The sequence below is a fragment of the Gemmatimonadota bacterium genome (assembly GCA_016704275.1).
GTDB lineage: Bacteria > Gemmatimonadota > Gemmatimonadetes > Gemmatimonadales > GWC2-71-9 > Palsa-1233.
Genome location: JADJAK010000001.1, coordinates 444,305 through 468,917, shown reverse-complemented (window position 1 = coordinate 468,917; position 24,613 = coordinate 444,305). Strand labels below are relative to the sequence as shown.

General features: G+C 68.2%; 22 protein-coding genes and 1 pseudogene. 15 read left to right on the top strand and 8 right to left on the bottom strand.

Annotated features, from left to right (window positions below; genetic code table 11):
- Positions 1–32: 32 nt before the first annotated feature.
- Genes IPG05_02215 through IPG05_02200 form a run of 4 tightly spaced genes read left to right on the top strand, consistent with a single transcriptional unit; the run spans position 33 to position 4,922 of the window.
- A complete protein-coding gene (locus tag IPG05_02215) occupies positions 33–1,226 on the top strand; it encodes a HAMP domain-containing histidine kinase (protein ID MBK6493914.1) in 1,194 nt (397 codons plus the stop codon).
- On the top strand, positions 1,223–2,602 hold the full coding sequence (locus IPG05_02210) for a sigma-54-dependent Fis family transcriptional regulator (GenBank protein MBK6493913.1): 1,380 nt from the start codon (positions 1,223–1,225) through the stop codon (positions 2,600–2,602). Before IPG05_02215 ends, IPG05_02210 begins: the two co-directional genes overlap by 4 nt.
- Positions 2,599–4,308: a BamA/TamA family outer membrane protein gene (locus IPG05_02205; GenBank protein ID MBK6493912.1), complete on the top strand. Its 1,710-nt coding sequence runs from the start codon at positions 2,599–2,601 to the stop codon at positions 4,306–4,308. The genes IPG05_02210 and IPG05_02205 overlap by 4 nt, the downstream gene beginning before the upstream one ends.
- An 8-nt stretch (positions 4,309–4,316) precedes the next feature.
- Entirely contained in the window at positions 4,317–4,922 is a 606-nt protein-coding gene (locus tag IPG05_02200) for a hypothetical protein (GenBank protein MBK6493911.1), read from the top strand.
- A gap of 19 nt (positions 4,923–4,941) precedes the next feature.
- Here IPG05_02200 and IPG05_02195 read toward each other — a convergent pair whose 3' ends face one another.
- The 3 genes from IPG05_02195 to IPG05_02185 form a co-directional block, all read right to left on the bottom strand.
- Positions 4,942–5,454, bottom strand: coding sequence for an HNH endonuclease (locus tag IPG05_02195; GenBank protein ID MBK6493910.1), 513 nt, complete (start codon positions 5,452–5,454; stop codon positions 4,942–4,944).
- Positions 5,455–5,550: 96 nt separating this feature from the next.
- The gene (locus tag IPG05_02190) at positions 5,551–6,789 is read right to left on the bottom strand and encodes an amidohydrolase family protein (protein ID MBK6493909.1); all 1,239 of its coding nucleotides are present in this window, start codon (positions 6,787–6,789) and stop codon (positions 5,551–5,553) included.
- Positions 6,789–8,927 carry a PBP1A family penicillin-binding protein gene (locus IPG05_02185; protein ID MBK6493908.1) on the bottom strand — a complete coding sequence of 713 codons (2,139 nt, stop codon included), beginning with the start codon at positions 8,925–8,927 and terminating at the stop codon, positions 6,789–6,791. The genes IPG05_02190 and IPG05_02185 overlap by 1 nt, the downstream gene beginning before the upstream one ends.
- 88 nt (positions 8,928–9,015) lie before the next feature.
- Between IPG05_02185 and IPG05_02180 the strand changes: the two are divergent.
- The 3 genes and pseudogenes from IPG05_02180 to IPG05_02170 all read left to right on the top strand — a co-directional run bounded on the left by IPG05_02180 (position 9,016) and on the right by IPG05_02170 (position 11,994).
- Positions 9,016–10,285 (top strand): annotated as a pseudogene (locus tag IPG05_02180) (tyrosine--tRNA ligase).
- Positions 10,286–10,287: 2 nt separating this feature from the next.
- Complete coding sequence (locus IPG05_02175; GenBank protein ID MBK6493907.1) at positions 10,288–11,688, top strand: hypothetical protein; 1,401 nt, start codon at positions 10,288–10,290, stop codon at positions 11,686–11,688.
- Positions 11,689–11,811: 123 nt separating this feature from the next.
- Positions 11,812–11,994, top strand: coding sequence for a hypothetical protein (locus IPG05_02170; GenBank protein ID MBK6493906.1), 183 nt, complete (start codon positions 11,812–11,814; stop codon positions 11,992–11,994).
- 12 nt (positions 11,995–12,006) lie between these two features.
- Here IPG05_02170 and IPG05_02165 read toward each other — a convergent pair whose 3' ends face one another.
- Both IPG05_02165 and IPG05_02160 read right to left on the bottom strand, forming a co-directional pair.
- Positions 12,007–12,432: a hypothetical protein gene (locus IPG05_02165; GenBank protein ID MBK6493905.1), complete on the bottom strand. Its 426-nt coding sequence runs from the start codon at positions 12,430–12,432 to the stop codon at positions 12,007–12,009.
- A gap of 260 nt (positions 12,433–12,692) precedes the next feature.
- Positions 12,693–12,965, bottom strand: a complete 273-nt coding sequence (locus tag IPG05_02160) for a glycosyltransferase family 2 protein (protein MBK6493904.1) — start codon at positions 12,963–12,965, stop codon at positions 12,693–12,695.
- Positions 12,966–13,274: 309 nt separating this feature from the next.
- Between IPG05_02160 and IPG05_02155 the strand changes: the two genes are divergently transcribed.
- The 8 genes from IPG05_02155 to IPG05_02120 all read left to right on the top strand — a co-directional run bounded on the left by IPG05_02155 (position 13,275) and on the right by IPG05_02120 (position 21,293).
- Positions 13,275–14,273 (top strand): oligosaccharide flippase family protein, encoded by a 999-nt coding sequence (locus IPG05_02155; protein ID MBK6493903.1) that lies wholly within the window; start codon positions 13,275–13,277, stop codon positions 14,271–14,273.
- On the top strand, positions 14,224–14,772 hold the full coding sequence (locus tag IPG05_02150; GenBank protein MBK6493902.1) for a hypothetical protein: 549 nt from the start codon (positions 14,224–14,226) through the stop codon (positions 14,770–14,772). Before IPG05_02155 ends, IPG05_02150 begins: the two co-directional genes overlap by 50 nt.
- 395 nt (positions 14,773–15,167) lie before the next feature.
- The gene (locus IPG05_02145) at positions 15,168–16,730 is read left to right on the top strand and encodes a hypothetical protein (protein ID MBK6493901.1); all 1,563 of its coding nucleotides are present in this window, start codon (positions 15,168–15,170) and stop codon (positions 16,728–16,730) included.
- A 407-nt stretch (positions 16,731–17,137) separates the two neighbouring features.
- Positions 17,138–18,628 carry an NAD(P)/FAD-dependent oxidoreductase gene (locus tag IPG05_02140; GenBank protein ID MBK6493900.1) on the top strand — a complete coding sequence of 497 codons (1,491 nt, stop codon included), beginning with the start codon at positions 17,138–17,140 and terminating at the stop codon, positions 18,626–18,628.
- Positions 18,628–19,359 (top strand): polysaccharide deacetylase family protein, encoded by a 732-nt coding sequence (locus IPG05_02135; GenBank protein MBK6493899.1) that lies wholly within the window; start codon positions 18,628–18,630, stop codon positions 19,357–19,359. Before IPG05_02140 ends, IPG05_02135 begins: the two co-directional genes overlap by 1 nt.
- Positions 19,356–20,399, top strand: a complete 1,044-nt coding sequence (locus tag IPG05_02130; GenBank protein MBK6493898.1) for a glycosyltransferase — start codon at positions 19,356–19,358, stop codon at positions 20,397–20,399. The genes IPG05_02135 and IPG05_02130 overlap by 4 nt, the downstream gene beginning before the upstream one ends.
- A 196-nt stretch (positions 20,400–20,595) precedes the next feature.
- Positions 20,596–20,958, top strand: coding sequence for a hypothetical protein (locus tag IPG05_02125; protein ID MBK6493897.1), 363 nt, complete (start codon positions 20,596–20,598; stop codon positions 20,956–20,958).
- Positions 20,959–20,984: 26 nt separating this feature from the next.
- A complete protein-coding gene (locus tag IPG05_02120; GenBank protein ID MBK6493896.1) occupies positions 20,985–21,293 on the top strand; it encodes a hypothetical protein in 309 nt (102 codons plus the stop codon).
- Positions 21,294–21,347: 54 nt separating this feature from the next.
- On the opposite strand, the gene IPG05_02115 is transcribed toward IPG05_02120, so the two are convergent.
- Genes IPG05_02115 through IPG05_02105 form a run of 3 tightly spaced genes read right to left on the bottom strand, consistent with a single transcriptional unit; the run spans position 21,348 to position 24,531 of the window.
- The gene (locus IPG05_02115) at positions 21,348–22,490 is read right to left on the bottom strand and encodes an aminotransferase class V-fold PLP-dependent enzyme (protein MBK6493895.1); all 1,143 of its coding nucleotides are present in this window, start codon (positions 22,488–22,490) and stop codon (positions 21,348–21,350) included.
- Positions 22,487–23,344 (bottom strand): ABC transporter permease, encoded by an 858-nt coding sequence (locus IPG05_02110; protein MBK6493894.1) that lies wholly within the window; start codon positions 23,342–23,344, stop codon positions 22,487–22,489. Before IPG05_02110 ends, IPG05_02115 begins: the two co-directional genes overlap by 4 nt.
- Positions 23,341–24,531, bottom strand: coding sequence for a glycosyltransferase family 4 protein (locus IPG05_02105; GenBank protein MBK6493893.1), 1,191 nt, complete (start codon positions 24,529–24,531; stop codon positions 23,341–23,343). The genes IPG05_02110 and IPG05_02105 overlap by 4 nt, the downstream gene beginning before the upstream one ends.
- Between the last annotated feature and the right edge of the window lie 82 nt (positions 24,532–24,613).

Here is a 24,613-nt window from a genome sequence, read left to right as displayed (position 1 = left end):
CCGTTCGCCGTCCGTGTACATTATGACACACCGTGTCCCGCCTCTCCTTCCGTGCCCGCCTCTTCATCGCCCTGTTGGTGGTGAGCGCTCTCCCCGTCGCGGTCATGACCGTCGGGGTCGTCGTCGCGTTGGAGGCGGTCTCCAACACCGTGGGCGGCGAGGCGGTCGAGTCGGTCGGGCGTTCTGCCCGGGCGATGTACACGGCCTTCGACAACATGCGCGGCGTCGGCGTCCCTTCGGAGACGCGCGCCGCCGTCGAGAGTCACCTTCTGGTCGTCGATTCCCTCGTCACCAAGACTCGGCAGATGGGAGGCCTCGGTCGACTCTTTCCGACCTGGCTGCGCGGGGCACTCATCCTGGGCGCACTGGGCCTGCTCGCCCTGGCCGCCGGCTTCGTGCGGACCCTCTCCCGCCAGCTGGCCGGCCCGCTCGACGAGATCGTCGACTGGACCGGCCGTATTCGTCGCCGACAGCCCCTGCCGGCCGATCGCAGCGACAGCGGCATCCCCGAGTTCGCCGTGCTCCGCGGCGCGCTCCGCGACCTGGCTCAAGGGCTGGACCAGGCGCGCGTCGCCGAACTCGAGGCGGAGCGACTGCGCGCCTTCGGCGAGGTCGCGCGTCGCGTCGCGCATGAGATGAAGAACCCGCTCACGCCGATCCGCCTCGCCGTCGCGCAGATGCGTCGGACCGCACCGCCCGAAATGCACGAGTCACTCGAGGTGATCGCGGCCGAATCGGCGCGCCTCGAGGCAATGGCCAGAGAATTCGCCGAACTCGGCCGACTGCCGGAAGGTGTCTCGGCGCCGGTGGACCTCCACGAGTTGCTCGACGACCTGATGCGCAGCACGCTGCCGATCGCGATGGACCGGCAACTCGATGTCACCGGCGAATTGCGCCCGATCGAGGGCTACTACGATCCGTTGCGGCGGGCGTTTGCCAACCTGTTGCGCAACGCCGTCGAGGCGTGTGGTGGCCACGGGAAGGTCACCGTCTCCCTGCGACGTGCCGCCGATGGGGCGCTCGAGGTGTTGCTGCGCGACACCGGACCGGGGGTCCCGGAAGAGAAGCGCGAACTGATCTTCCAGCCCTACTACACCGACAAGGGTGATGGCACCGGTCTCGGCCTGGCCATCGTGCGGCAGACGATCGAACAGCATCACGGCACCATCACGGTGGCCAACACGCCGGGCGGCGGCGCCACCTTCCTCATCCGGTTTGCCTCATGACGACACGCGTCCTGATCATCGATGACGAGACCAACATCCGCCGGATGGTTGGTGCCCTGCTCAAGTCCGAAGGCTTCGAGGTCGCCGACGCCCCCAACGGGAACGCCGGACTGCTGGCGTTGCCCGAGGTGAAGCCGGACCTGATCCTGCTCGACCTCATGATGCCGCCGGGGCCCGATGGGCTGGCGACCCTCGAGCAGATCCGCACCACCGACGCCGACATTCCGGTGATCATGATGAGCGGCAAGGCGCAGCTCGCCGACGCGGTGCGCGCCGTGCAGATGGGCGCCTTCCAGTTCCTCGAGAAGCCGCTGGCCCCGGAGTCGCTGCTGGTCGCGGTGCGTTCCGCCGAGGCGCTGATGCGGACGCAGGCCGAGAATCGCGCGCTGCGTGCGGCGCTCGGTCCGCAACCGACGCTGGTGGGCGACTCCCCCGAGATCGCGCACGTGCGCGAGTTGATCATGCAGGTCGCACCCACCGAGGCGCGCGTGCTCGTGCTCGGGGAATCGGGGACCGGCAAGGAGTTGGTGGCCAACGCCATTCATCGCCATTCGCCCCGCGCGCGCGGACCGTTCATCTCGGTCAACTGTGCTGCGATCCCGCGCGACCTGGTCGAGAGCGAGATGTTCGGGCACGAGCGCGGCGCCTTCACCGGCGCGACCGACCGGCGCATTGGCCGCTTCGAGCTGGCCGATGGCGGGACGCTCTTCCTCGACGAGGTCGGCGACCTCCAGCTCGAGGCGCAGGCCAAGCTCCTGCGCGTCCTCGAGAGCGGCGAGATCCAGCGCATCGGCGGCGAGAAGACGTTGAAGGTCGACATCCGGGTCGTGGCCGCGACCAATCGTCACCTGGAGGAGTCGGTGGCTGCCGGAACGTTCCGGGAGGACCTCTACTTTCGGCTGAACGTCTTCCCGATCGAGCTCCCCCCGCTGCGCGAACGCCTCGGCGACCTCGCCGCTCTCGTGGAGCATCTCGCCGCCCGCCTCCGCCCGCGCCGCCCGCCGCGATTCTCGCCCGAGGTGATCGCGGCGCTCGGTGCCCACGCCTGGCCCGGCAACATCCGCGAACTGGCGAACATTGTCGAGCGGTTGACGATCATCGGTGGCGACGAAGTGACCGCGGAGATGGTGCCGCGCGCGCTCCGGGTCACCGCCCCGATCGCGAGTCCTGCACCCGGCGAACCGGCGATGCGCCTGGTGGACGACGGACGCGGGCTCACCGATCGACTTGACGATTTCGAACGCGACCTGATCAGCGCAGCGCTCACGAGTGGCACCGGCAACATCGCCGAAGCTGCCCGCCTGCTGAAGACGGACCGAGGCAACCTGTATCGCCGGATGCGCCGACTGGGCATCCGCGGAGGGAACGACGGATGACCCCCACTCGTCTGGTGACTCTGGGCGCGCTGCTGCTCGCCGCTCCCCTCGCCGCGCAGGACCCGGTCGGCATCGACTTCTCCCGACCCGCCGCCAGCGATGCCAAGGTGCGCGAGATCCCTGATTCGGTGCTGGACCGCGCCGTGGCGTGGTACAACGCGGCCGGGACCACGCGCATCAGCGGCACGGTCGAGCTGCCGGCCGGCAATGTCTGGCGTGGCCCGCAAGCGCTCTATCGCGGGCAGTTCCGGATCGATGGCCGGGTCGAGGGTGACGTGCTGGTCGTGAATGGCGACATGCGCATCACGGCGAGCGGTGTCGTCACGGGCAGCGTCACCGTGCTCGGTGGCCGGCTCCTTGTCGATGCCGGAGGTTCGGTGGGCGGGGCCCAGCTGGAGTATCCGACCACCGCTCGGCTGACGCTCACCGTCGACGGTCGATTGATGCGTCAGGCCGGTCGCCGCGCACTGAGCGACTACACCTCGGCCTCGACCACCTTTACGTGGCGCAACTTCCAGACGACCCTCCGCGCGAACCCCGGCAGCTATAACCGCGTCGAGGGATTCCCCGTGGAATTCGGCCCCTCGGTCATTTGGGACCGCGATGATCTGACGCAGCTGAAGTTCGACCTCACCGGCATTCTTCGCACCGCCTCGGATCCGACCGACAGCCGCAGCACTCTGGGATGGCGCGGTTCGCTGGCGGTGAAGCGCGCCGGCGCCCACCCACTCACCTTCGGACTCCGCGGTGGCGCCGTGGTCGCGCCGGTCGCCGACCGACCATACCAGACGCTGGAGACGGGGCTCGGTGCCTTCTTCCTCCGTCGCGACTTCCGCGACTGGTATGCGCAGCGGTCGATCGGTGTCTTCGCCGAGATGCAGCTGCGCCCGACCGTGCTCGCCAGCGCCTCCATTGATGTCAGCCGCGAGCGGAGTGTGTCGGCCGTCGATGCGTTCTCGATATTGCGCAGCGGTGAGGAGTGGCGACCGAATCCGCTGATCGACGATGGCAGGTACCGCACCTTCGCCGGGGGCGTGACGTACGACACCCGTGACGATCGCCGTCGCCCGACCTCGGGGTGGTACGTCCGCAGCGACCTCCGCTATGTCACCAGTGGCGAGCTCACGCCGGTGTCCCTCCCGGTCGAGATCCGGACCGCGATGCCGACGTCGAATTACGACGCCCTCGAGATGGACCTGGACGTCCGTCGATACCAGCGCCTGGGGCCGACGCAGAGCGTGCACATGCGGCTGACCGGCGGCGGCTGGCTCGCCGGCAACCGCCTCACCATTCAACGGCGGCGCGCCATGAACGGCGCCGACCCACTCGCCGGCTACGGCTTTCGGGCGGTGAACTGCGACCGACGCCGACGCCCCGACCCGGCGCTCCCGGCACTCTGCGACCGCCAACTGGCCGTTCAGGTTGAGTACCGCCGCACCCTCGACATCGATCTCAGCACTCGACTCGGCAACACCACCATCGGCCTCCAGCGCCCCGACCTCGTGATCTTCGGCGACGCGGGATCGGCCTGGTTGGCCGGCCCGGGGGCGGGCCGGGTCCCGAGCGGGCGGATTCAGTCGATCGCGGAGTGGCGATCCGATGTCGGGATCGGCATGGATGCCGGAAGCTTCGGGCTCTACCTGGCCAGGGCGCTCCCGGACAACGAGCCGATTCGCTTCGGCATCCGATTCTCGCGCCGCTTCTGAGCGTGTCCGTGCGTCGGATCCTCCTGCTCGCCGTGCTGTTGCTCGGTGCCGCTTCGGCGGCACCGGCGCAGAGCGTGCGCGTGGAGGCCACGCTCGAAGCGTCGACCAACAAGCCCCGCGTCCGCGTCTTCAACCTCTTCGACGACGAACAGTGGAAGGAGGCGATCGCTGCGTCCTACCCGATCCGACTCAACTTCCAGCTCGATCTCTGGCGGGCGCAAAAGGGGTGGTTCGCCGAGAACCTGATCACCAGGAAGTGGGCCTTCGTCATCTCACGGCAGGCGGTCCTCGACGTCTACACGCTGACCACCGTCGTGCCCGGCCAGGAGCCGCGCATCGAGCGCTTCGCCTCGCTCGATGACTTGCGGATGCGGGTCGAGCTCCCGGTGCCGATCTCCGGCGTCGGGCCGACCCGCACGGGGACATTCTGGTACTCGATCAAGCTCGGCATCTCGACGCTCAGCGCGAACGAGTTCAACGATTTCCAGCACTACCTGCAGGGAAGTTCGGGCGGGGGGGGCGGCGGCGGCATCGCCTCCACCCTGTTGCGCTGGGCGCTGCCGAAGGAGTCAGTGGTGGCGGAGACGCAGCGATTCCAGATCGGCGGGCGGTAGCCCGCGCACGGCTCACCGATCAGGGACGCGGCAGGATCGCGGCGAGCGCCTGATCACCGTAGAAGAGCCGGATGTACTTCATCTGCTTGCTGGTGAGCCGACGGATCGCCCACGAGAGATGGACGAAATGCGGTTCGGTCGGCGGGTGGAGCGGCACCATCCCGATCTCGGCCGGCAGATGGCTCCCCTTCTTGGTGTTGCAGCTGCTGCAGGCCGTCACCACGTTGTCCCAGGCATTCGTCCCGCCGCGCGACTGCGGCACCACATGGTCACGCGTCAGGCACTCGCGGGTGCGCAGCTGATGCTGCGTGCGCGCGCAGTACTGGCACGTGTAGTGGTCGCGGGCGAAGAGGAAGGTGTTGGTGACTTGGCGACGGAAACGGCGGGGGACGTGCACGAAGCGGACGAGGCGGATGATGGCCGGGCGCGGCATTTGGAGCCGCGCACTTCGTATCAGCTCGTCGCCATCGGCCTCCACGATCTCGGCCTTTCCCTCGATGACAAGCCGAAGCGCCCGACGGGTGGGAACCATCGTGAGCGGTTCAAAAGAGGCATTGAGGGCGAGACAGCGCACCGATCCGGCTCCGCTGAAGGCGACAGGTACGGATACCCGGTTCCGGCATGGAGTTCAAGGGGCGGCGCGGCCGACCCCGTGCACGGCCCGGCCGCCGAGCCAGGTGCCGAGGACATCCGCCGGTCCGCTCTGCAGCACCGCGTGCTCGACGTCTCCGTCGGGAGGCACCCGCACCGCCACCACGTCGGCCCACTTCCCCACCGTGAGCGAACCGGTGTCAGCCGCCAGACCAATCGCGTCCGCCCCGCCCAGCGTCACCGCGCGCAGCGTCTCGCGCACCGTCCACCCCGCCAGGCGGCCCGCCTCGCGCGCCTCGGCCAGCAGGTCGAGCGGCGCCACACTCACCTCCGAATCCGTCCCGATCCCCATCCGCAGCTTGCGGTCGGCGTAGCGCCGAAGCGGCGGGTCGGCGTGATGGTGGCGGCGGTTCGAGCGTGGGCAGGTCGCCACCGCGCTGCCATGGCGCTGGAGGATATCGGCGTCGGCATCGTCGACGTTGATGGCGTGGATGCACAGCGTCCGGTCGGACCAGACGCCATGGGTCGCCATCCACGCCACCGGCGAGATCGCCTCGAGCGTGGGGCGCGGCACGCCACGCGCCACGAAGGCGTCGGCAAAGATGCCGGTGAAATCGCCGAGCAGACTGCTCTCGCCCGGCGGCTCGGCGGTATGCACGGCGATCGGCACGCCGTGGGCACGGGCCAGATCGCAGGAGGCGCGGTAGAGCGGGCCGCTCACGGTGTAGGGGGCGTGCGGTGAGACGCCGAGGTGGACACGGCCGGTGGCCTGATGCGCCAGGCGATCAAGATCGCGGGAGAAGGCCTTCATCGCGCCGGCGCATTCGTCGGGATGCGCGCCGAAGACCTCGTGGTGCGCAATGCCGCTGGCGCCGAGCTCCTTCAGCGCGGCGATCACCTGCCCCGTCGACCCGGTGTCACAGACCGTGGTGACGCCCGCGGCCCACGACGCGCGGATTCCGGCTTGCGCCTGGAGGAAGAATTCCTCCTCCAGCCGGGCCGCCTTGATCTTGATGACGTGGAGGATCCACTCCCAGAAGTCCGCCTCCTCGACCATCCCGGCAAAGCCGGTGAGCTCAAGGTGGGTGTGGGTGTTGACCAGCCCCGGCATCAGCGCGGCGTCGGAGAGCGTCAGCTGCCGCGCGCGCTCCGGCACAGGGACCATTGTTGCCGGGCCCACGGCGACGATCTTCCCCGCCTCGTCCACCAGCACGGCGCCGTCCGGCACGGGAGGGCCGTCGATCGGCAGCAGCCACGGTGCAGCAATCCGCAGCATCAGTGCTCGCCGCCGCCCGGCCGGAATGGCGAATGAAGCGGACAGAACTCCTTCGGTTCCTGGCCCTGCGGATAGGTGCGCACCTCGCGCACGTCGTCCGGACAGAACGGCGTGGCGCGGAGTCCGTTGGTCTTGTCGATCTCCATCGTCACCGTGCGCACCTCGGGTGCAGTCCAATCGCCCGGCGCCTTCCGGCGCTGATAGATCTCCAGCATCATCTGCGTCCACGCCGGCGCGGCGAGCTTGCCGCCCTGCGCACCTGGCATGATCCACTGCGGCGAGTCGAAGCCCATCCAGACACCAGCCACCAGATCCTTGGTGAAGCCGATGTACCAGACGTCACGATAGTCGTTCGTGGTGCCCGTCTTGCCACCCGAGGGGATCGTGAATCCGGCGCGATACACCGAGGCGTTCGCGGTGCCGTTGGTCACGACACCGCGCAGGGCGGTGGCGAGGGTGAAGGCCGTGCCCTCGTCGAGCACGGTGGTCCGCTTGGTCTTTTCCTGGTAGAGAATCTTGCCGCGCTTGTCCTCCACGCGGAGGATCGCGATCGGCGTGACGCGGTCGCCAAGATTGGCAAAGGTGGTGTACGCGGAGATCATCTCGATGGGGCGCACGTCGGCCGAGCCGAGCACCATGGCCGGCACGCGCGCCACGCGGCCGGTGATGCCGAACCGGCGGGCCTCGTCATAGATGGCATTCACGCCGACCTTCAGCCCGACCTTCACCGCGATGCTGTTGGTCGACTGCCAGATCGCCTGGCGCAGCGTCATGTTGGTGTTGCTGAACTTGCCGTCGTAGTTCTTCGGCTCCCAGTTCGGCTGGTCCGGAATGGGCACGGAGATCGGCGCATCGAGCTCGCTGTCCTCGAGCGTCAGTCCGGCCTCGAGCGCCGCGGCGTAGACGATCGGCTTGAAGGTCGAGCCTGGCTGCCGTTCCGCCTGCACCATCCGGTTGAACTTGGAGTCATTGAAATCGCGGCCGCCGACCATCGCCAGGATGTTGCCGGTCTGCGCCTCGAGCACCAGCGCGCCGCCCTGCAGGTACGGCGTGCTGCGGAGCTCCGGCGCGTCGGCGGCACGGGCGTCATGGAACTCGCGGTAGCTCTTGTGCGGGAACTTGCCGAACTGCTCGGCCTCGATCCGCTGCATCTGGGTCTCGAGCGCCTGCTCGGCGGCCATCTGCGCGTTCAGATCGAGCGTCGTGTAGATCTCGTATCCGCGCGTGTAGATCTCCTCACCGAACTTCGCGAGCAGCTGCTGCCGGACGTAGTCGACGAAGTACTCGGCAAAGATCGAATTGTCGGGGCGCGCCGAAAGGGCGAGCGGATACGACTTCCAGCTCTCCGCCTCTTCGGCGGAGAGCTTCCCCTCGTCCTGCAGCAGCTGGATGATGGTATTGCGCCGCCCCACCGCCGCCTTCGGATACTTGCGCGGATTGTAGCCATCCGGGGCCTTGGGCAAGGCGGCCAGCATGGCGGCCTCGGCCACGTTCAGCTCCGACGCCGACTTGCCGAAGTAGCGTTGCGAGGCGGCCTGCACGCCGGCCGAGCGCGACCCGAGATTGATCTGGTTGAGGTACAGCTCGAGGATCTTCTCCTTCGAGTAGCGCGACTCGATCGCGAGGGCGAGCTTCGCCTCGCGGATCTTCCGCACCACGCCGGCCACACCGCGCCGCTGACGTCGATCGACGTCCTCCGGCCAGAGATTGCCGACCAGCTGCATGGTGATGGTCGAGAAGCCCGCGGCCACCTTGGCGTGGAGGATGTTGGTCTTCAGGGCCCCGAAGAAGCGCAGCCAGTCGATGCCGTGGTGCTGGTAGAAGCGCTTGTCCTCGACGGCCAGGAACGCCTCGGGAATGATCGGCGCCATCTGCTTGAGCGAGACCACCGTGCGGCGCTGGGTGCCGAGCTCCGTGATCAGCCGGCCGTCGGCGGCGTAGACCTTGGAGGTCTGGTCGGCGTCGTACGCTTCGAGGGTGTTGATGTCGGGGCAGGCGTCGTTGGCGCAGGCGCGGGTCCAGGCACCGACCAGCGCGGCCATCCCGAAGACGGCGCCGACCAGGACGATGGCCAGCAGGCGGCGCTTGAGCGAGGCCTGTCGCCACCAGCGGCGGACGGGTCCGGGAGATTTGGCCATGGTGTGGAAGGTATCCGGGTCGGAGGGTGGCCGCATCTCCGGGACGACGTGGTTTGACCCCCACAACGCAATGGTCCATTTTGCGCCCATGTCCGACATCCTCACGACCCTCACCGCCCGCGGCATGGTGCACGACGCCACGCCGGACCTCGCCCATCGCCTCGCGCAGGGTCCGATAGCCGGCTACGTCGGCTTCGATCCGACCGCCGACTCCCTGCACGTCGGCAACCTGGTCCCGGTGATGGCCCTGGCCTGGCTGCAGCGGCTCGGCGGGCGCCCGGTCGTGCTGGTCGGCGGCGGCACGGGACTGGTCGGGGACCCCTCCGGGAAGCGGGCCGAACGGCCGATGCTCAGTGAAGAGCAGACGGCGAGCAACGCCGCGGCGATTCGGACGCAACTGGCGCAGTTCCTTGCCTTCGGCGACGGCCCGACCGACGCTCGGATGCGCAACAACGCCGACTGGCTTCGGCCCCTCGGTCTGCTCGAGTTCCTGCGCGACGCCGGCAAGCACTTCACCGTCAGCTACATGCTGCAGAAGGACAGCGTGAAGAGCCGGATGGAGAGCGGGATCTCGTTCACCGAGTTCACTTACATGCTGGTGCAGGCCTACGATTTCGCCCACCTGGCGCGCACCGAAGGGTGTGAGCTCCAACTCGGTGGCAGCGACCAGTGGGGCAACATCACGGCAGGGATCGAGCTGGGGGGACGGCGCGACGGTCAGAAGCTGCACGGGTTGACGTTGCCGCTGCTGACCACCGCCAGCGGGGCCAAGTTCGGGAAGAGCGAGGCGGGCAATGTCTGGCTCGACCCGGCAAAGACCTCCCCGTACGCCTTCCATCAGTTCTGGCTGCAGGTCGAGGACGCCGACGTCGAGCGATTGCTGCGGTTCTTCACCTTCCTGCCACTCGACGAGATCGCCGAGCTCAGCGGCGCACCAGCTGTCGGAGCCGGGTAAACGGGTGGCGCAGCGCCGACTCGCCGACGACGTGACGGCGAGGATCCATGGCAGTGAGAGTGTCGCCCGGGTGACGGCGGCGGCCGCGATCCTCTTTGGCGGCGGCGACCTTGCGTCGGCCGATGCCGAGACGCTGGCGATGGTGGCCAGTGCGGTCCCCGGGACGACCGTGACGCACGCGACGCTCGCGGCAGGCGTGCCGGTGGCAGACGCCCTGGTGGGATGCGGACTGGCCGCGTCGAAGGGCGAGGCACGACGAGGACTCGAAGCCGGTGGCTTTTCGATCAACGGTGTGGTCACCGATCACACCCGCGTCGTCACCGACGCCGATGCACTGGCAGGCGGCGTGATTTTCCTCCGCAAGGGGAAGCGCAGCTGGGCGGCAATGCGATTGGAGGGGTGACCATGACGGCTGGACGACGGTGGGCTGGCGCGGCGATGGGATGGTGTCTCATCGCCGCGTCCTGTGCCGGGGGTGGCGCCGACGACGGCGGCACGCCGATCGTCACGCCCCCGCCACCCGCCGTGCCGTTGACGATGAGCGTGTCGCCGATCGGGCAACGCACGACCGTGCAAGCCGGCGGGACCGCGGCCCCGGGCGCCGTCAGCATCACCCTCGCCGGCGACGGTGCGGCCACCGCGCAGTGGACCGCCGTGGCGCGCGCTGCGCGCACCGTGCTGGAGGGTAGCGGCGGTGCCGGCTCCGGGCTGCTGCAGTGGCAGCGACAGACCGCCGCGCTGACCGCGGGGCTCTGGGTCGACACGATCCAGGTGCAGACCGCCGACGGCAGTCGGACCGTGCTCGTCCATGACACCGTCCTGGTGACGGCCGCGCCGGTGCCGCTCTCGATCACGCTGACTCCGACCTCACGCCGGGCCACCATCACCGAAGGCGAGGCCGCCCCCGGTGACTCCGCCCTCCTGGCGATCGCGGGAACGGGCGCCGAAGCGGTCGCGTGGCAGCTCACCTCGCGTCGTGCGTGGACCCACGTGGCGGCGACCAGCGGGGTTGGCAGCGCCGTGATTCGCTGGACGCGCACCGCGCCGTTGCCCGCGGTCGGCACCCGGGTCGACACGATCACGGTCACGTCGACCGCGGGGTCGCCGCTGTTGCTCCCTGGACAGCCTTATCGTCGTGGCAGTACCGCCACCGCCACCGCCACCACCGCCACCACCACCACCACCGCCACCGCCGCCGCCACCGCCACCGCCGCCGCCGCCACCGCCGCCGCCGCCGCACCGGCTGGCGTCCGTCCGGATCTCGGACTGAATGGTTCATTCCACGGACGGCGACTGCTTCCGGCCGATGATCTCTGGAACCGACCTGTCGACACCGCCCAGGTCGACCCCAACTCCGCAGCAATCCTCGGGGCCATCGGCCTCACCAAGGGGCTGCACCCGGACTTCGGAGCGAGCTACAACGGGGGGCCGTTCGGGATTCCCTATGTCGTGGTGGCCGATGCGACCCCTCGGAGCACACTCCGATTCGAGTATGCCGGTGAGAGCGACACCGGGCCGTATCCGATTCCGGCGAATCCGCCGATCGAGCCTGGTGGGGATCGTCACCTGCTCATGGTCACCCAGGACGAATTCCGCCTCTACGAGCTCTTCGCCATGAACGGCAGCGCGGGGGCGTGGAGCGCCGGATCGGGGGCGATCTGGGACCTGACCAACGGCACCACGCGCCCGGCCGGGTGGACCTCGGCCGATGCGGCGGGGCTGCCGATCCTCCCCGGGCTGGTCCGGTACGACGAGGTCGTCGAGCAGGGCGTCATCGAGCACGCCTTCGCTTCACGGTGGCGCTGACCCGGCGGGCCTACGTGGCCCCGGCCCGGCATTGGGCCTCGAGCAGCACCAGTTCGGTGCGCGCGCCGATGGGCATGCGGGTGCGCCTCAAGGCGAGCTACGACATCTCTGGCTTTCCGCCGCATGCCCAGGGTCGTCCTTCGCGCCCTCAAACGCTACGGAATGATCGTGGCCGACAACGGCAGCGACTTCTTCCTCTCCGGGACGGCGGATGCCCGGTGGAACGACGCGGTCAACAACACCCTCAAGGCCGTCCGGGTGGGGGATTTCGAGGTGGTTCGAATGGTGGGGGTGGTCACGCCGTGAGGGCCTGCTTCGTCAGCCCCCCGTCAGCGAGCGACGCAGGTGCGAGCGCAGCACACGGAGTAGGTGTCGCGCCTGAACAGGTGCACGCCTTCCCGTCCACTGCCGCACTTCCTTTCGCCACTGGTGATACGCTCGCCACCCCTGACCAGAGGCGAGCCATCCCGTTTCCCACAGGGTGAGGCCCAACTGACGCTTGAGCGCCGCAACCTCCTCCGGCGCATGATCCGACCCGAAACGGAGCAACTGCGCCACCGTGCGCAACAACTGACGCTCCGACCACTCGGCGCGCGCCGGGCCCGAAGCGTTTCCTCCGTGGACACGCTTGCGCCCGACCATCTGGTTCAGCCATGCAGCGCGTCCAACTCCCAGCAACCGCCACAGGAAGTCGACATCCTCACCATAGGCGAGCGTCTTGTCAAAGAGGCCGGAGACCGCCATCGCCTCGCGGGAGACGAGGCACGCACTTGGTACGATTGCTGAACGCAGGAGATAGAACCGGCGGAGCGCCGGGCCGCCACGAACAACCCGCCATCACCGAGTGGGTGGAGATGGGGGCGATCTCTCACGGAGCGCGCCGAGCACGCTGCCACGATCCTCGCCGCCGTGGTCGAACCGCATCATGTCGCCGAACGCGAGCACCATCCGGCGCCCGCTCGAATGCCGGCACGAGCAGCTCGAGGTGCCGCGGCAGGAAGCAGTCATCGCCATCGAGCAAGGCCACGAGCTTCGCCAGACGCCTTGAGAATGCCGCGATTCCGGCTGACGCTCAGGCCGCGGTTGGGGCCGTCGAGCAGGATCAACCGCGTGGTGCCCGTCCGACCTTCCCACGCTCGCACCCGCGCGCCGGTGTCGTCGGTCGACCCGTCGTCCACCACGATGACCTCATGTGCCGGACGCGTCTGCGCAACAACGCCGGCCAAGGCTTCGTCAATGAATGCCGCAGCGTTGTAGGCCGCGATCACCACGGACACCCGGGGCAAGTGGCTCACGAGGCGCGCCGCGCAGACTCGAGCCGCCGAGACGACGCGACGAGCAGTTGCGCCCCCAGGCGGAGACGCGTTGGTGGCTTTAGCAACCCGGCATTGACCTGATGGTCGAGGATCACAAGCAGGATGGCCGATTTCCTAAACAATGATATCGTCCCCCGGCGGGGCTGAGTCAGGCCCCAGTCGTTGGCCCCTGCGCCGGCCATCACCACCCTCAGGGAGTACCATGCTGCCTTCCGTTGGGCGCCTCGCAGGCCGTCGGACCCAGCTCCACTGCCACTCAGGGCGGGTGGTGTGAGCCAAGCGCGACAGCAGGATAGCGCCGACGTCGGGATGATCTGGAAAAACGCCAGCTGGCTCGGCGTGGTCCCCGTCCTGTTGAACATCGTGGCCCTCTTCAGCACCGGATACATCACCAGACGGGTGGGACCGGCCGGTTTCGGTCAATTCAGCATTGCCCTCGCGCTCACCGGCCTCACCGTCACCATCACCGACCTCGGACTCCGTTCACTCGCGGTCCGCAATCTGGCCCGGAGCGGACCCGGGGCACGCCGCGGACTCCACGACCTGATGTCGGTGCGGCTGATCACCGCCGCCGTCGCCACGGTCATGGCATGGGTCATGGCGGCGACGATCGCCGCACTGTCGACCGGTTCCAGGCTGCCGCCGGTGCTGCTCGTCAGCTCCCTGGGGATCGTCCCGACCGCGATGGTCGGAGTGTTCACCGACGGGTTGATGGCCCGCGACCAGGCGCGAGCCACTAGCGCGGCCACGTTCTGGAGCGGGGCGCTGCTCACGATCGCCTCGGTCGTCGCGGTGGCCCTGCGCCCGACGGGCGAGATGCTGGCCGCGTCCTATCTGGTCGGTCCGTTCATCAAGGTGATGATGCTGTCGCACCGTGCGCGGGAATTCTACGGCCCGATCCGGTTGCGCTGGCGGCCGAAGCAGTGGCGCGTGCTCACCGCGCGCTCCTTCGGCTTCTTCAAGGTGTCGCTGACCGGGCAGGCAATCAATCGGATCGAGACTCCCTTGATCGGGTGGCTCTTCGGCGAAAAGATTGCCGGCATCTTCGCGGCCAGCATGTCACTGGCTGAGCGCCTTGGCTTAGTGATCGACAATGTCACCACGGCGGCGCTCCCGACACTGATGCGGCTGCGCGGCGACGCCACCCGGATCGGCGAGGTGGTCGCTCGCATCATGCACCCGCTCCTGACGGCCCTGCTGGTGGGGGAGCATCATGGCCATGATGGGGTCGACGGCCGCCGTGACGGTGGTCTTCGGCCGGGCCTATGAACCGGGCGGCATCGCCCTGGCGGTCGCGCTCTTTGCGTTGCCGGTGAACGCCGTCAACGCGATGCTGAGCGAAGGGTTCATCGCATTTCGCCGCCTTGAGTTCGTGGCCGCCACGGCCCAGCGCGGCCAGATGGTGACCGCCGCGTCGATGGCTGTCCTCCCTTGGCTGGTCGGCGTCGCCGGGGCACCGCTCGCCCGGCTGCTGGGCGCGCTGGTGGTGAATGTCATCAGTGTCCGCGCCAGCCTCGGTCCCTTCGCGGTCGTCTGGGAGCCGCAGCGCCTGCGCCAGCTCCTGCGCGCAGTGCTTTGGGCGGCGCCGATGCCGTTCCTCCTCTGGCTCGGCGATTTTGGCCCGGTGGTCACCGTCCTCGTGTCGGGTGGCGGCTTCCTCTGCTGGCTGGTCGCCACGGCGGTGGCCAACAATTGGCTCCGACTCCTCCGCCCCCAACGCGACACGGTCGAGGTCCGGGAGGAGCCCCCCCCCAGCGCCTCGACCTGACCGTCATTCCAGGACGACCGATCGTGGGGCGACTGCAACCGCAACGGTTCCGTCTCCGACCGCGCCACGACGCCGGGGTGGTCGCCCGCGAGTGTCTTTGCACTCAGTGCCCTGCCCGTGGACCCTGTTCTCGGTACAGATCGTGCTGTGGTCGGGAGACCAACTCCCGGTCGCGATCGATCGAATTCGGCAGTGGCATAGGGTCGTCCTGGTCTCCTCGCAGTTACTTCACGCAGCATGGCCGCCGTCCCACTTCGTCCACCTCACCGCGCCGGGCACAGGGTCGCTCGTGACAGCTTGTGCCTCCATTCCACGAAGGACCAGCAATGCAAAGCGTCTCAGGTGAAGCGACGGATCTGACATTGTCCCGGCCAACGCCGCGTTGGTCTGGGAGAATGCTCATTTCGCTTTGTCTGATTGCTGCCATCGGCCTCACACTCGGTTGGATCGGACGGCGCGCCAGTCTCGCCCCGACCGATTCCGCGGATTACCTCACCCTTTCGCACTCGCTCGCCGCCGGGCACTATCGCGATGAGTTCCGGCCGACGCCCCCGCCCCACGCGAAGTACCCGCCTGGGCTCCCAGCCTGGCTACTCCTCACTCAGACGCTGGCAGGCGGCCATCTCGACGCGGCGCTGGTGGCAAATTTCCTGTTGTTGCTGCTCTTGGCCTACTTGACGGCTGACATTCTCCGCCGGCTTGGGGCGCCATGGCTCGGCGTTCTGGCCGGGTCGATTGTACTGGTCAATCCCGCGCTGCATTACCTCGCCGGGGCAGTTGCGCCGGAGACCCTCTTTGCAACGCTTTCCATGCTGGCCCTCTGGCTCACGCTTGCCAATGGGTCGACGCTGCGCGTTGGTCACCCGACGCTCGCTGTGGCAGTTGCCGTGCTGTCATTCCTGACCCGCAGTATCGGACTCGCGACGATCCCCGCGGTCTTGGTGCCGCTGGCACTCGGTCGCCGCTGGAAAACCTTCTTGGTCGGCGGGGCACTGAGCACGCTCGTGGTACTGGGGTGGTTCGGCTACGCCCGTCGGGTTGCGCTCCACACCCAAGGGCAGACCTATGCTATCGACCTTGTCCTCATTGGGTCACCAAAGAATCCAACCAACTTCGTGAGCGAAGCGGTCGAGAAAGCAAAAGCGCACCTTGCGAATGTCGGAGCGGGTCAGTTTGGCATTCCCGACATTAACCACCAGCCGGTGGATAATGCCATTTCAGGCGTCCTCTTTTTGGTCTTCGCTGGACTCGGGATGTGGGCGCTGAGAAAGCAATGGCCAGCAGCGGTTGCGTACATCGGATTCTCCGCGGCGATCCTGATGGTCTATCCCTGGCACCAGACTCGTTTCCTCACTCCACTCGTGCCCGTCATCACAATTTTCATACTTGTGGGCGTCCATTGGTTTGCAAGACGGGCCCGAATCGGCCGTCCTGACCTGGTGGCGGGTGCCTTGGGTCTCTTTCTAGCGGGCGTCGGGCTCTCTGCCACCGCCACAACGGCCCAGGAGGCCTGGCACTGCCGCGTCTCCTCGCCTGCAGGCAACCCTCGATGCGATGTGGAGGGACACAACGGATTCAGGGCTGCGGCTGTTTTCATTCGCGACAGCTTGCCACGTGAAGCCGTCATCGCGACCTCCAAACCGGCCTACATCTTCCTCGCCAGCGGGCACCCAAGCCTGCTTCTCGAGACCTCCCTACGGAACACAAACCCTGAACGGCAGACGACCACCATCGCAACGTACGTCCTGCTGACTCGGCTCCTTGCGGGGGAAGCTGATCTACACGGACGCGCCTTGCTCGCGCGGTGCGGGACAGTCGAGTTGACGAAGCAGTTCCCGGTTGGTGCTGTGCTGGTTCGGCCGATTGCGACGGGGGAGAGACCCACTCGAAATGCGTGTGCCGCGTTGGGACAGTTGGTGGCTCGGGTTCCGGCCGAGGAAGCTGCCCCGACTCACTAAAGGGTGCCAGCGGATCTGCCCGTGGGCCCAGCTGATCGGCGCACGCGGAGTCGAGGTTGGCGCCGGACGCAACACTTGCGAGCCCCTGAAAGACCATGTCAAAAGGACACAGACACTGGCGGCAGTAGGGATCGAGGCAGGGCCGCGCGGATTGGGATAACGCAAATTCCCCCGAACGCGCCGCAACAGTTCGACGTCAACATGTTGCATCTACGCCACATGTAAGCCTCGTTCAACCGAGTGGGAACCGCAATCCTAGTTCCCTCGGCTGATCCTCTGCCCGCTGCACTCGCTCCAGAGGCTTATGGCCCCGGGCACGCGCCTTGCTCAGATGTGTGATGGCGCCAATGGCTGAAAGGCCGAGTTGTTCATGGCCAAGGTGGTGACCCACAAGGACAGGCCCCCTGATGGAAGCTGCGGCACCTACCATGCGTACTGTGACCCCGATCCGTCGGGGCGACCGTGTCGTCGTCATCGGAGCGGGTCCGGCCGGCCTGACGGCGGCCTACCTCCTCGCCAAAGCGGGCCATGTGGTCACCGTGCTGGAAGGTGACACCCTGGTCGGCGGCATCTCCCGAACCGCTCAGTATCGCGGCTTTCGTTTCGACATCGGCGGCCATCGCTTCTTCACCAAGATCGAGCCGGTGCAGGCGCTCTGGGAGGAGATCCTCGGCGACGACTTCATCAGCGTGCCGCGGATGTCGCGCATTCACTACGACGGCAAGTACTTCGACTACCCGCTCAAGGCCTTCAATGCGCTCAGTGGCCTGGGGCTGATCAACGCCGTTCGGATCATGCTGAGCTACCTGCACGCGCGCATCTGGCCCTCGCCCGTCGAGGAAAACTTCGAGCAGTGGGTCAGCAACCGCTTCGGCAAGCGGCTCTATGAGATCTTCTTCAAGACCTACACCGAAAAAGTGTGGGGCATCCCGTGCACCGAGATCCGTGCCGAGTGGGCCGCGCAACGCATTCAGGGCCTCTCGCTCGCCCGCGCGATCCTCAACGCCACCTCGCTGCAGCGTCGCAGCACCGCGATCAAGAGCCTGATCAACGAATTTCGCTATCCCCGCCTCGGCCCCGGCCAGATGTGGGAGGCGTGCCGCGACCGGCTGCGCGAGATGGGAAGCCGCGTGCTGATGGAGCACTTCGTCACCACGATCGACTGCGCCCACGGCAAGGTGACCGGTGTGCGGGTCAACACCCCCGAGGGCGAACGGCACTTCCCAGCCGACCACGTCATCTCGACGACCGATGTCCGATCGCTCGTGCGCGCGATGGAGCCGCCGGTTCCCGCCCCCGTGCGCCGAGCCGCCGAAGGGCTTCGGTACCGCGACTTCCTGGTGGTGGCGCTGATTCTCGAGACGGAGAAGCTCTTTCCCGACAACTGGATCTACATCCACACGCCGGGCGTGCAGGTCGGGCGCATCCAGAACTTCAACAACTGGAGCGCCGCGATGGTGCCGGAGCCGGGGCGCACCTGCCTCGGCATGGAATACTTCTGCTTCCAGGGTGACGGCCTCTGGGAATCCAGCGACGCCGAGCTGGTTGCCCTGGCAACCCGCGAGTTCGAGCAGCTTGGGCTCTCCCCTGCCGGGCTGGTGCGGGATGGCACGGTCATCCGGATGCCGAAGGCGTACCCGATCTACGACGCCGAGTATCGGGAGCACCTCGACAACGTGCGGGACTGGATCGACCCGATCCCCAACCTGCACACGGTCGGCCGCAACGGGATGCACAAGTACAACAATCAGGACCACTCGATGCTCACGGCGATGATGGCCGTGTGGAACATGCAGGGCGCTGCCCACGACATCTGGGCCGTGAACACCGACTTCGAGTACCACGAAGAGCAGCGTCTCGAGGCACCGATCGCCGAGGCCGAGGCCGAGGCGGCCTGATGCGTGCCATCCTCACCTATCACTCGATCGATCGCACCGGTTCAGTCATCTCGGTGACCCCGGAGGACTTCGCCACGCACGTCGCGTGGGCGGCCTCCGGCGCGGTGCAGGTGACCTCGGTGGAGGAACTGCTGACATTGCCCGAGGACACGAATGCGGTCGCCATCACCTTCGATGACGCCTTGGCGTCGGTCGCCACCGAAGCGGCACCCCGCCTCGCCGACCACGGCTTGGCGGCCACCGTCTTCGTGGTGAGTCAGCATGCCGGCGGCGACAATCGCTGGGGCGGCAAGGCGAGCGACCTGGTCCCCACCGCACCGATTCTCGACTGGGATGCGCTGGGCACCCTGGCCGAGTCGGGGTGGACCATCGGGTCACACACCGAGCACCATCCCCGGCTCTCCACATGCGCCGAGGCCGAGCTCGAGGACGAACTGGCCGGCTCTGCCGCCACGATTGCCGAGCGCATGGGAACCCGGCCCCGGACATTCGCCTACCCGTATGGCGATACGTCGCCGCGCGTGCGCGCCGCGGTTGCCCGCCACTACAGCGTGGCCTGCTCGACAAGCTATCGTCCCGTCACCAGCACGACGGATCCACTGGACGTGCCGCGACTCGACGCCTGGTATTTCCGTGGCCGCGAGCCCTTCCGAGGCTGGGGCACGCCCCGCTTCCGACGAGCGGTCGCGTGGCGCCACACCCTGCGCCAGGCTCGACGGATGTGGGCATGAGCTCCACCACCGACCGCTCCGCGCGGGACTTCTCCGTGATCATGCCGGCGCACCAAGCCGCGCGATTGCTGCCGGACACGCTCGCCGCGCTGAGCCGGAGTACCCTTCCGCGCGAGCGGTGGGAGCTGCTGGTCGTCGACGACGCGAGCACCGACGAGACCGCCGAGGTGGCCGCCCAATGGGCCGATGCCGTGATCAAACTCGACGGCCCCCCACGCGGCCCCGGCGGGGCGCGCAACGCCGCCGCCGCACGCGCCCAGGGCACCTGGTTGATCTTCATTGATGCCGACGTGCGGGTGCACCCGACCACCCTGCAGCGTTTCGCCGACACGGTGGCGGCCGACCCGATGTTGGTAGGCGTCTTCGGGAGCTACGACGATACGCCGGCCGCGCGCGGGCTCCTGAGCGAGTACCGCAACCTGTTGCATCGGTACGTCCACCTGCGGGGCGCCGGCGAAGCGGAGACCTTCTGGGCGGGATGCGGCGCCATCCGCCGGGATGCATTCGAAGCGGTGGGTGGCTTCGACACGGCGCGCTTCCCCCGTCCCCAGATCGAGGACATTGAGCTCGGCTATCGCCTGCGCGATCGCGGGGGGCGCATTCGCCTCGACCCGACGATTCAGGCGACGCACCTCAAGCGGTGGCACCTCTGGCCGATGGTGCGTACGGACTTCCGCGATCGTGGCATTCCCTGGATGCGATTGCTGCTGGAGCGCCGGGGCCGGACCGCGCCGACGCTCAACACCGGACGGGCGGAGCAGCTCCGGGTTGGGCTCGCCGGGTTGGGCATGGTGACCCTCGTCGGAAGTTTGCTGCTCAGGGAACCGGCCCTCGCCTGGGCGAGTGCGTGCATGTGGCTGGTGCTGGCCGTGGCCAATGCCGACACCTATCGGTGGTTCGCCAGCCAGCGCGGCCTCGCCTTCGCTTTCCGCGTCGTCCCGCTGCACCTGGCGTATTACGCCAGCAATGCCCTGGCGGCAGTCGCCGGGATCGTGCAACACCTCGCCACCAGTCGGCCGACAGCAGGTCAGCGCGGGTGAGCGGATGCTGGGTCTCTGCCTCGAGGCGGCTACCGGGTGCGGTTCGCGGCGCGCGCCCGCGGTGGAAAGCGTATCCCGCTTGCAGTGCCGGGTGTAATATTCCCGTCGACAGCACCGCCTTGGTCGCCGCTTTTCGCTCTCGCCTTGTGCGGTCGCAGACGGCAACTGTTGACCCCCGTCACCCTGGAGCGTCGCGATGAGCACGCATTCGGCCTATCCCGACGACCCGATCGCGCTGGCCTTCGCGCCTGCCCACAAGTCCGCCATGGGCGTGGCGGTCGGCCTTGCCGCCGCGGCCTGCTGCTTCCTGCTGACGGCTGTCCCGCTGCTGCGCGGGCATCCGCCCGAGCTGCAGCTGGGGCTGCTCGCCAACTACTTCACCGGCTATGAGGTGACGTGGGGCGGAGCCGTGATCGGAGCCGCCTGGGCCGCGTTCACCGGATTCGTGATGGGGTGGTTTCTTGCCTTCCTTCACAACGCCCTGATGGCATTCAAGCTTTTGGTGCTGACGGCGCGAGCCGAGTTTGCCCAGACGCGCGACTTCATGGACCACATCTGACCGCCCGCCCCCCGGAGACCACGTTCATGCAGCAGCTGACCACGGATGAAGCGCGCGAAGTTCGCCGAGTGATCCTCAAGCTGAACGCCCAGGCATGGGGCACCTCATTCGGCATGATCCTCGGTGTCGGGCTCTTTATCGCGACTGCGGTGCTCGTCATGAGGGGCGGCGTAAATGTCGGTGAGCACCTCGGGCTCCTGGCCGTCTACTTCCCGGGCTATCGCGTGACGTGGCTGGGGGCCTGCATCGGCTTCGTCTACGCGTTTGTCCTCGGCTATGCCATCGGGCGCGTCGTGGGGACCGCCTATAACGCGATCGCCTTCCGACGCGACTGATCGCAGGCCGCGCAGGACCGGGCGTGGCCTCTCCCGGTCGCGCGCGGCCTGCGATCAACGATCAAGCATCTCGACCACCGCGCTGGCTTCGTGCGGCAGGGTGAAGAGGTGCGGGCTGAGGCGCACGGATCCCTCGCGCAGCGAGCACATCACCCCGTGACCCTGCAGCCGCTGGTAGGCGGCCGGGACGTCGCCGCGCGGCCGTAGACAGAGAATCCCGCACCCACGGGCTCCGGGGGCGGACGTGATGGTCGCGCCGTTCGCCTCCGCCCACGCGATGATCGGGGCGTGCAGGCTGCGGAGATGTGCCGCGATCGCGCTGACCCCCACCTCGAGCAGCAACCCGACGGACGCATTCATCGCCGCGAAGTCCTGCACCGGCAGCGTGATCAGCTCGAATCGGCGCGCATCGGGCCACGGCTCGGGGTTGTAGGCGGTGAGTTGCGAATAGTCGTCGGTCCCCTGGAACGCGGCCCAACCGGCGAAGGTCGGGGTGATGGTCCCGATCAGTGCACGGCGCACGTAGAGAAACCCCGTCCCCCACGGTGAGAGCAGCCACTTCTGCGCCCCGCACGCCAGGAAGTCCACCGGCGTCGCCTGCACATCAATCGGCACCTGCCCGACCGCCTGAATGGCATCGACCACCAACCACTTTCCCAGCGCGCGCGTGGCACGGGAGAGGGCCGCGAGGTCGAGCGTATAGCCATTGCTGAACTGGGTGAGCGACACCGCCACCGCCTTCACCGCCGGGTCGGCGAGCCGCTCGTGCAAGCGCGCTTCGTCCGGCCATCCTTCGACGGTGCGCGGGATCCGCTCCAGCACGATCCCCTCGCCTCCCCGTACCAGGTACGGATAGATGTTCGACGGGAATTCTCCATCGAAGGTGAGCACGACATCACCGGCACCGAGGGGCAGGGCGCGTGCCGCCACATTCAGGCCGGTGGTGGTGTTCGGCATCAACGCGATCTCATCCTCGGCCGCGTTGATCAGTCGCGCCGAGAGCCACCGCGATTCCGAGAGGACCGCGTTCAGTCGATCCACGGACCAGAGGCCGGGTTTGGCGCGATCGCGGTTGCACGCCGCCAGCACCGCCACGCTGCGGGACGGCATGGGGCCGATCGAGGCGCTGTTGAGGTAGATCCCCTGACCATCCAGCGCCGCGAATTCCGCGTGACGCAACTCCTCGAATCGACTCACCGCCCCCTCCGCATCGTCGGATCCAGCGCCTCGCGCAGGCCATCGCCCACGAGATTGAAACCCAGCACCGCCACACCCACCGCCAACCCCGGCACCACCGAAACCCACGGCGCCACCCGGATGAGATCGCGCCCCTCAGAGACCATCGCCCCCCAGCTGGGTGTCGGCGGCTGTGCCCCGAGTCCGACGAACGAGAGCGCCGCCTCCGCCATGATCGCCCCCGCGATGCCGAGCGTCGCCGAGATGATCACCGGCGCGCGGACGTTCGGCGCCAGGTGGCGCCAGAGAATCCACCGATCGCCGGCCCCGAGCGCCTTCGCCGCGAGCACATAGTCGCTCCGCGCCAGCAGTAGCACCTGCCCGCGAACCAGCCGAGCCATCCCGGCCCACCCCACCGCGCCCACCACCAGGAAGATCACCGGCAACGAGGGCTTCACCGCGGCCGCGACCGCGATCAGCAGCAGCAACGACGGAAACGCCAGCGTGATGTCGGCCAGGCGCATGATGAGCAGGTCGACCCAACGACGATAGTACCCCGCGAGCAGCCCGAGCGTCAGGCCGAGCGCCACCGCCACCGCCTGCGAGATCAAACCGACCATGAGCGAGATGCGTGCACCGTAGAGCACGCGAGAAAAGACGTCCCGGCCCTGCGCATCGGCACCAAAGAGGAACTTCCCCCCCGGCGGCGCGAGCGAGTCGTTGGCCAGATCGCCGAGGAGTGGATCATGCGGGGCGAGCCACGGCGCGGCCGCGGCCGCCACCAGCACTGCGGCGACGAGGACGACACCGAGCTTGAAGAGCGGGTCGCGCCGCCACCGGTCGAGGAGCAGCTCCTGCGTCGGTTGCGCGCTCATCGGCGCCCGAACTCCGCGGACATCGCGCGCATGTCGCCGATCACCCGCGGCCAGGTGAAGCCGCGGATCACTCGGGCCCGTCCCGCCTGCCCGAGCTTGGCGCCGAGCGCGCGGTCGCCCAGCAGGTGCGCCACCATGTCGGTCGCCTGCTCCGGATCGGTGGGGTCGACGAGCACGCCGCTCTCCCCTTCGGCCACCGCATCCGCGATGCCGCCACTCCGCCCCGCGATGACGGGGAGTTCGGTGGCCGACGCCTCGAGCAGCGAAAGTCCGAAGCCCTCGACGTCGAGGCCTTCCTGCCGGGACAGCCCCAGATAGATCTCGCCGGCCGCGTAGGCCGCCGGCAGTTCCTCGTCGTCGACATCGGTGCAGAGATGGAAGCGGTCAGCGACGCCGAGCGTGTCGGCGAACTTGCGCAGCGTCGCCTCGTACCCGCCACGGCCGACGACCAGATAGTGCAAATCAGGATGTGTCGGCGCCAGACGAGCGAGCAATTCGATCGCGGTGTCGATGCCCTTGTGCGGCACCAGCCGGGCCACCGTCACCAGCCAGCGGCCCTCCGGCAGACCGCGACGCGCCCGGAAGGCGCGCCCCGCTTCGGGGTCCGGCCGCCAGCGCGCGGGGTCGGTGCCGAGCGGGAGGACGCGAATCCGCCCTTCGGTCGGCAGGTCGAGACTCTCCAGCAGCGTGCGGCAGAGCTGGGCCGTCCACTCCGAGATGGCGACGTACACCGAGGCCTGTGCCAGGATCGGGCGATACAACTGCCGCTTGAGGCGCGAGCGCGCCAACTTCGGTCCAAGCGACAGCAGGTCGCCGCCGTAGACGAGGATGCCGTACGGGAGTCCGGTGCGCTCCCAGGCCCACCGTGCCGGGAAGGCGGCCGGACGAATGTTGCCGACCCATGCGAAACGCGTCGCGGGCGCACGACCAAGTCGGGCGACCCGGTGCGCCCAGCGCATCAGCCCCGGTGCCGTGCGCAACCGGTGCACCGGCACGCCGACGCGGTCGACCGGATTGGGCAGCGCCGCGTCGATCGTATCGGAGCCGGCGACGACGCCCGTCGACACGGTCAGGGCACCCGCCGGATAGCCCCGTGCCAGTTCGTCCATCCAGCGCGCGATGCCCCCGCCGAGGGGCGGGAAGTCGTACGCCAGCAGGAGGTCGTGAGTCGCGGAAGGACGTCGCACAGGCCGGTGGGTTGGGGAGCCCAAAGATAGTCGGCACGACGGGGACGACCCGACGGGACGCTGCATCCCCCGTCGGCGGCTA

What these genes read in the sequence shown, in the direction of transcription:
- IPG05_02185 (MBK6493908.1), bottom strand. Translation starts at nt 8,927, where the DNA reads ATGGCCAAATCTCCCGGACCCGTCCGCCGCTGGTGGCGACAGGCCTCG.
- IPG05_02125 (MBK6493897.1), top strand. Translation starts at nt 20,596, where the DNA reads ATGAGCACGCATTCGGCCTATCCCGACGACCCGATCGCGCTGGCCTTC.
- IPG05_02190 (MBK6493909.1), bottom strand. Translation starts at nt 6,789, where the DNA reads ATGCTGCGGATTGCTGCACCGTGGCTGCTGCCGATCGACGGCCCTCCC.
- IPG05_02175 (MBK6493907.1), top strand. Translation starts at nt 10,288, where the DNA reads ATGACGGCTGGACGACGGTGGGCTGGCGCGGCGATGGGATGGTGTCTC.
- IPG05_02195 (MBK6493910.1), bottom strand. Translation starts at nt 5,454, where the DNA reads ATGGTTCCCACCCGTCGGGCGCTTCGGCTTGTCATCGAGGGAAAGGCC.
- IPG05_02210 (MBK6493913.1), top strand. Translation starts at nt 1,223, where the DNA reads ATGACGACACGCGTCCTGATCATCGATGACGAGACCAACATCCGCCGG.
- IPG05_02205 (MBK6493912.1), top strand. Translation starts at nt 2,599, where the DNA reads ATGACCCCCACTCGTCTGGTGACTCTGGGCGCGCTGCTGCTCGCCGCT.
- IPG05_02130 (MBK6493898.1), top strand. Translation starts at nt 19,356, where the DNA reads ATGAGCTCCACCACCGACCGCTCCGCGCGGGACTTCTCCGTGATCATG.
- IPG05_02135 (MBK6493899.1), top strand. Translation starts at nt 18,628, where the DNA reads ATGCGTGCCATCCTCACCTATCACTCGATCGATCGCACCGGTTCAGTC.
- IPG05_02170 (MBK6493906.1), top strand. Translation starts at nt 11,812, where the DNA reads ATGCCCAGGGTCGTCCTTCGCGCCCTCAAACGCTACGGAATGATCGTG.
- IPG05_02120 (MBK6493896.1), top strand. Translation starts at nt 20,985, where the DNA reads ATGCAGCAGCTGACCACGGATGAAGCGCGCGAAGTTCGCCGAGTGATC.
- IPG05_02110 (MBK6493894.1), bottom strand. Translation starts at nt 23,344, where the DNA reads ATGAGCGCGCAACCGACGCAGGAGCTGCTCCTCGACCGGTGGCGGCGC.
- IPG05_02165 (MBK6493905.1), bottom strand. Translation starts at nt 12,432, where the DNA reads ATGGCGGTCTCCGGCCTCTTTGACAAGACGCTCGCCTATGGTGAGGAT.
- IPG05_02145 (MBK6493901.1), top strand. Translation starts at nt 15,168, where the DNA reads ATGCTCATTTCGCTTTGTCTGATTGCTGCCATCGGCCTCACACTCGGT.
- IPG05_02150 (MBK6493902.1), top strand. Translation starts at nt 14,224, where the DNA reads ATGATGGGGTCGACGGCCGCCGTGACGGTGGTCTTCGGCCGGGCCTAT.
- IPG05_02140 (MBK6493900.1), top strand. Translation starts at nt 17,138, where the DNA reads ATGGAAGCTGCGGCACCTACCATGCGTACTGTGACCCCGATCCGTCGG.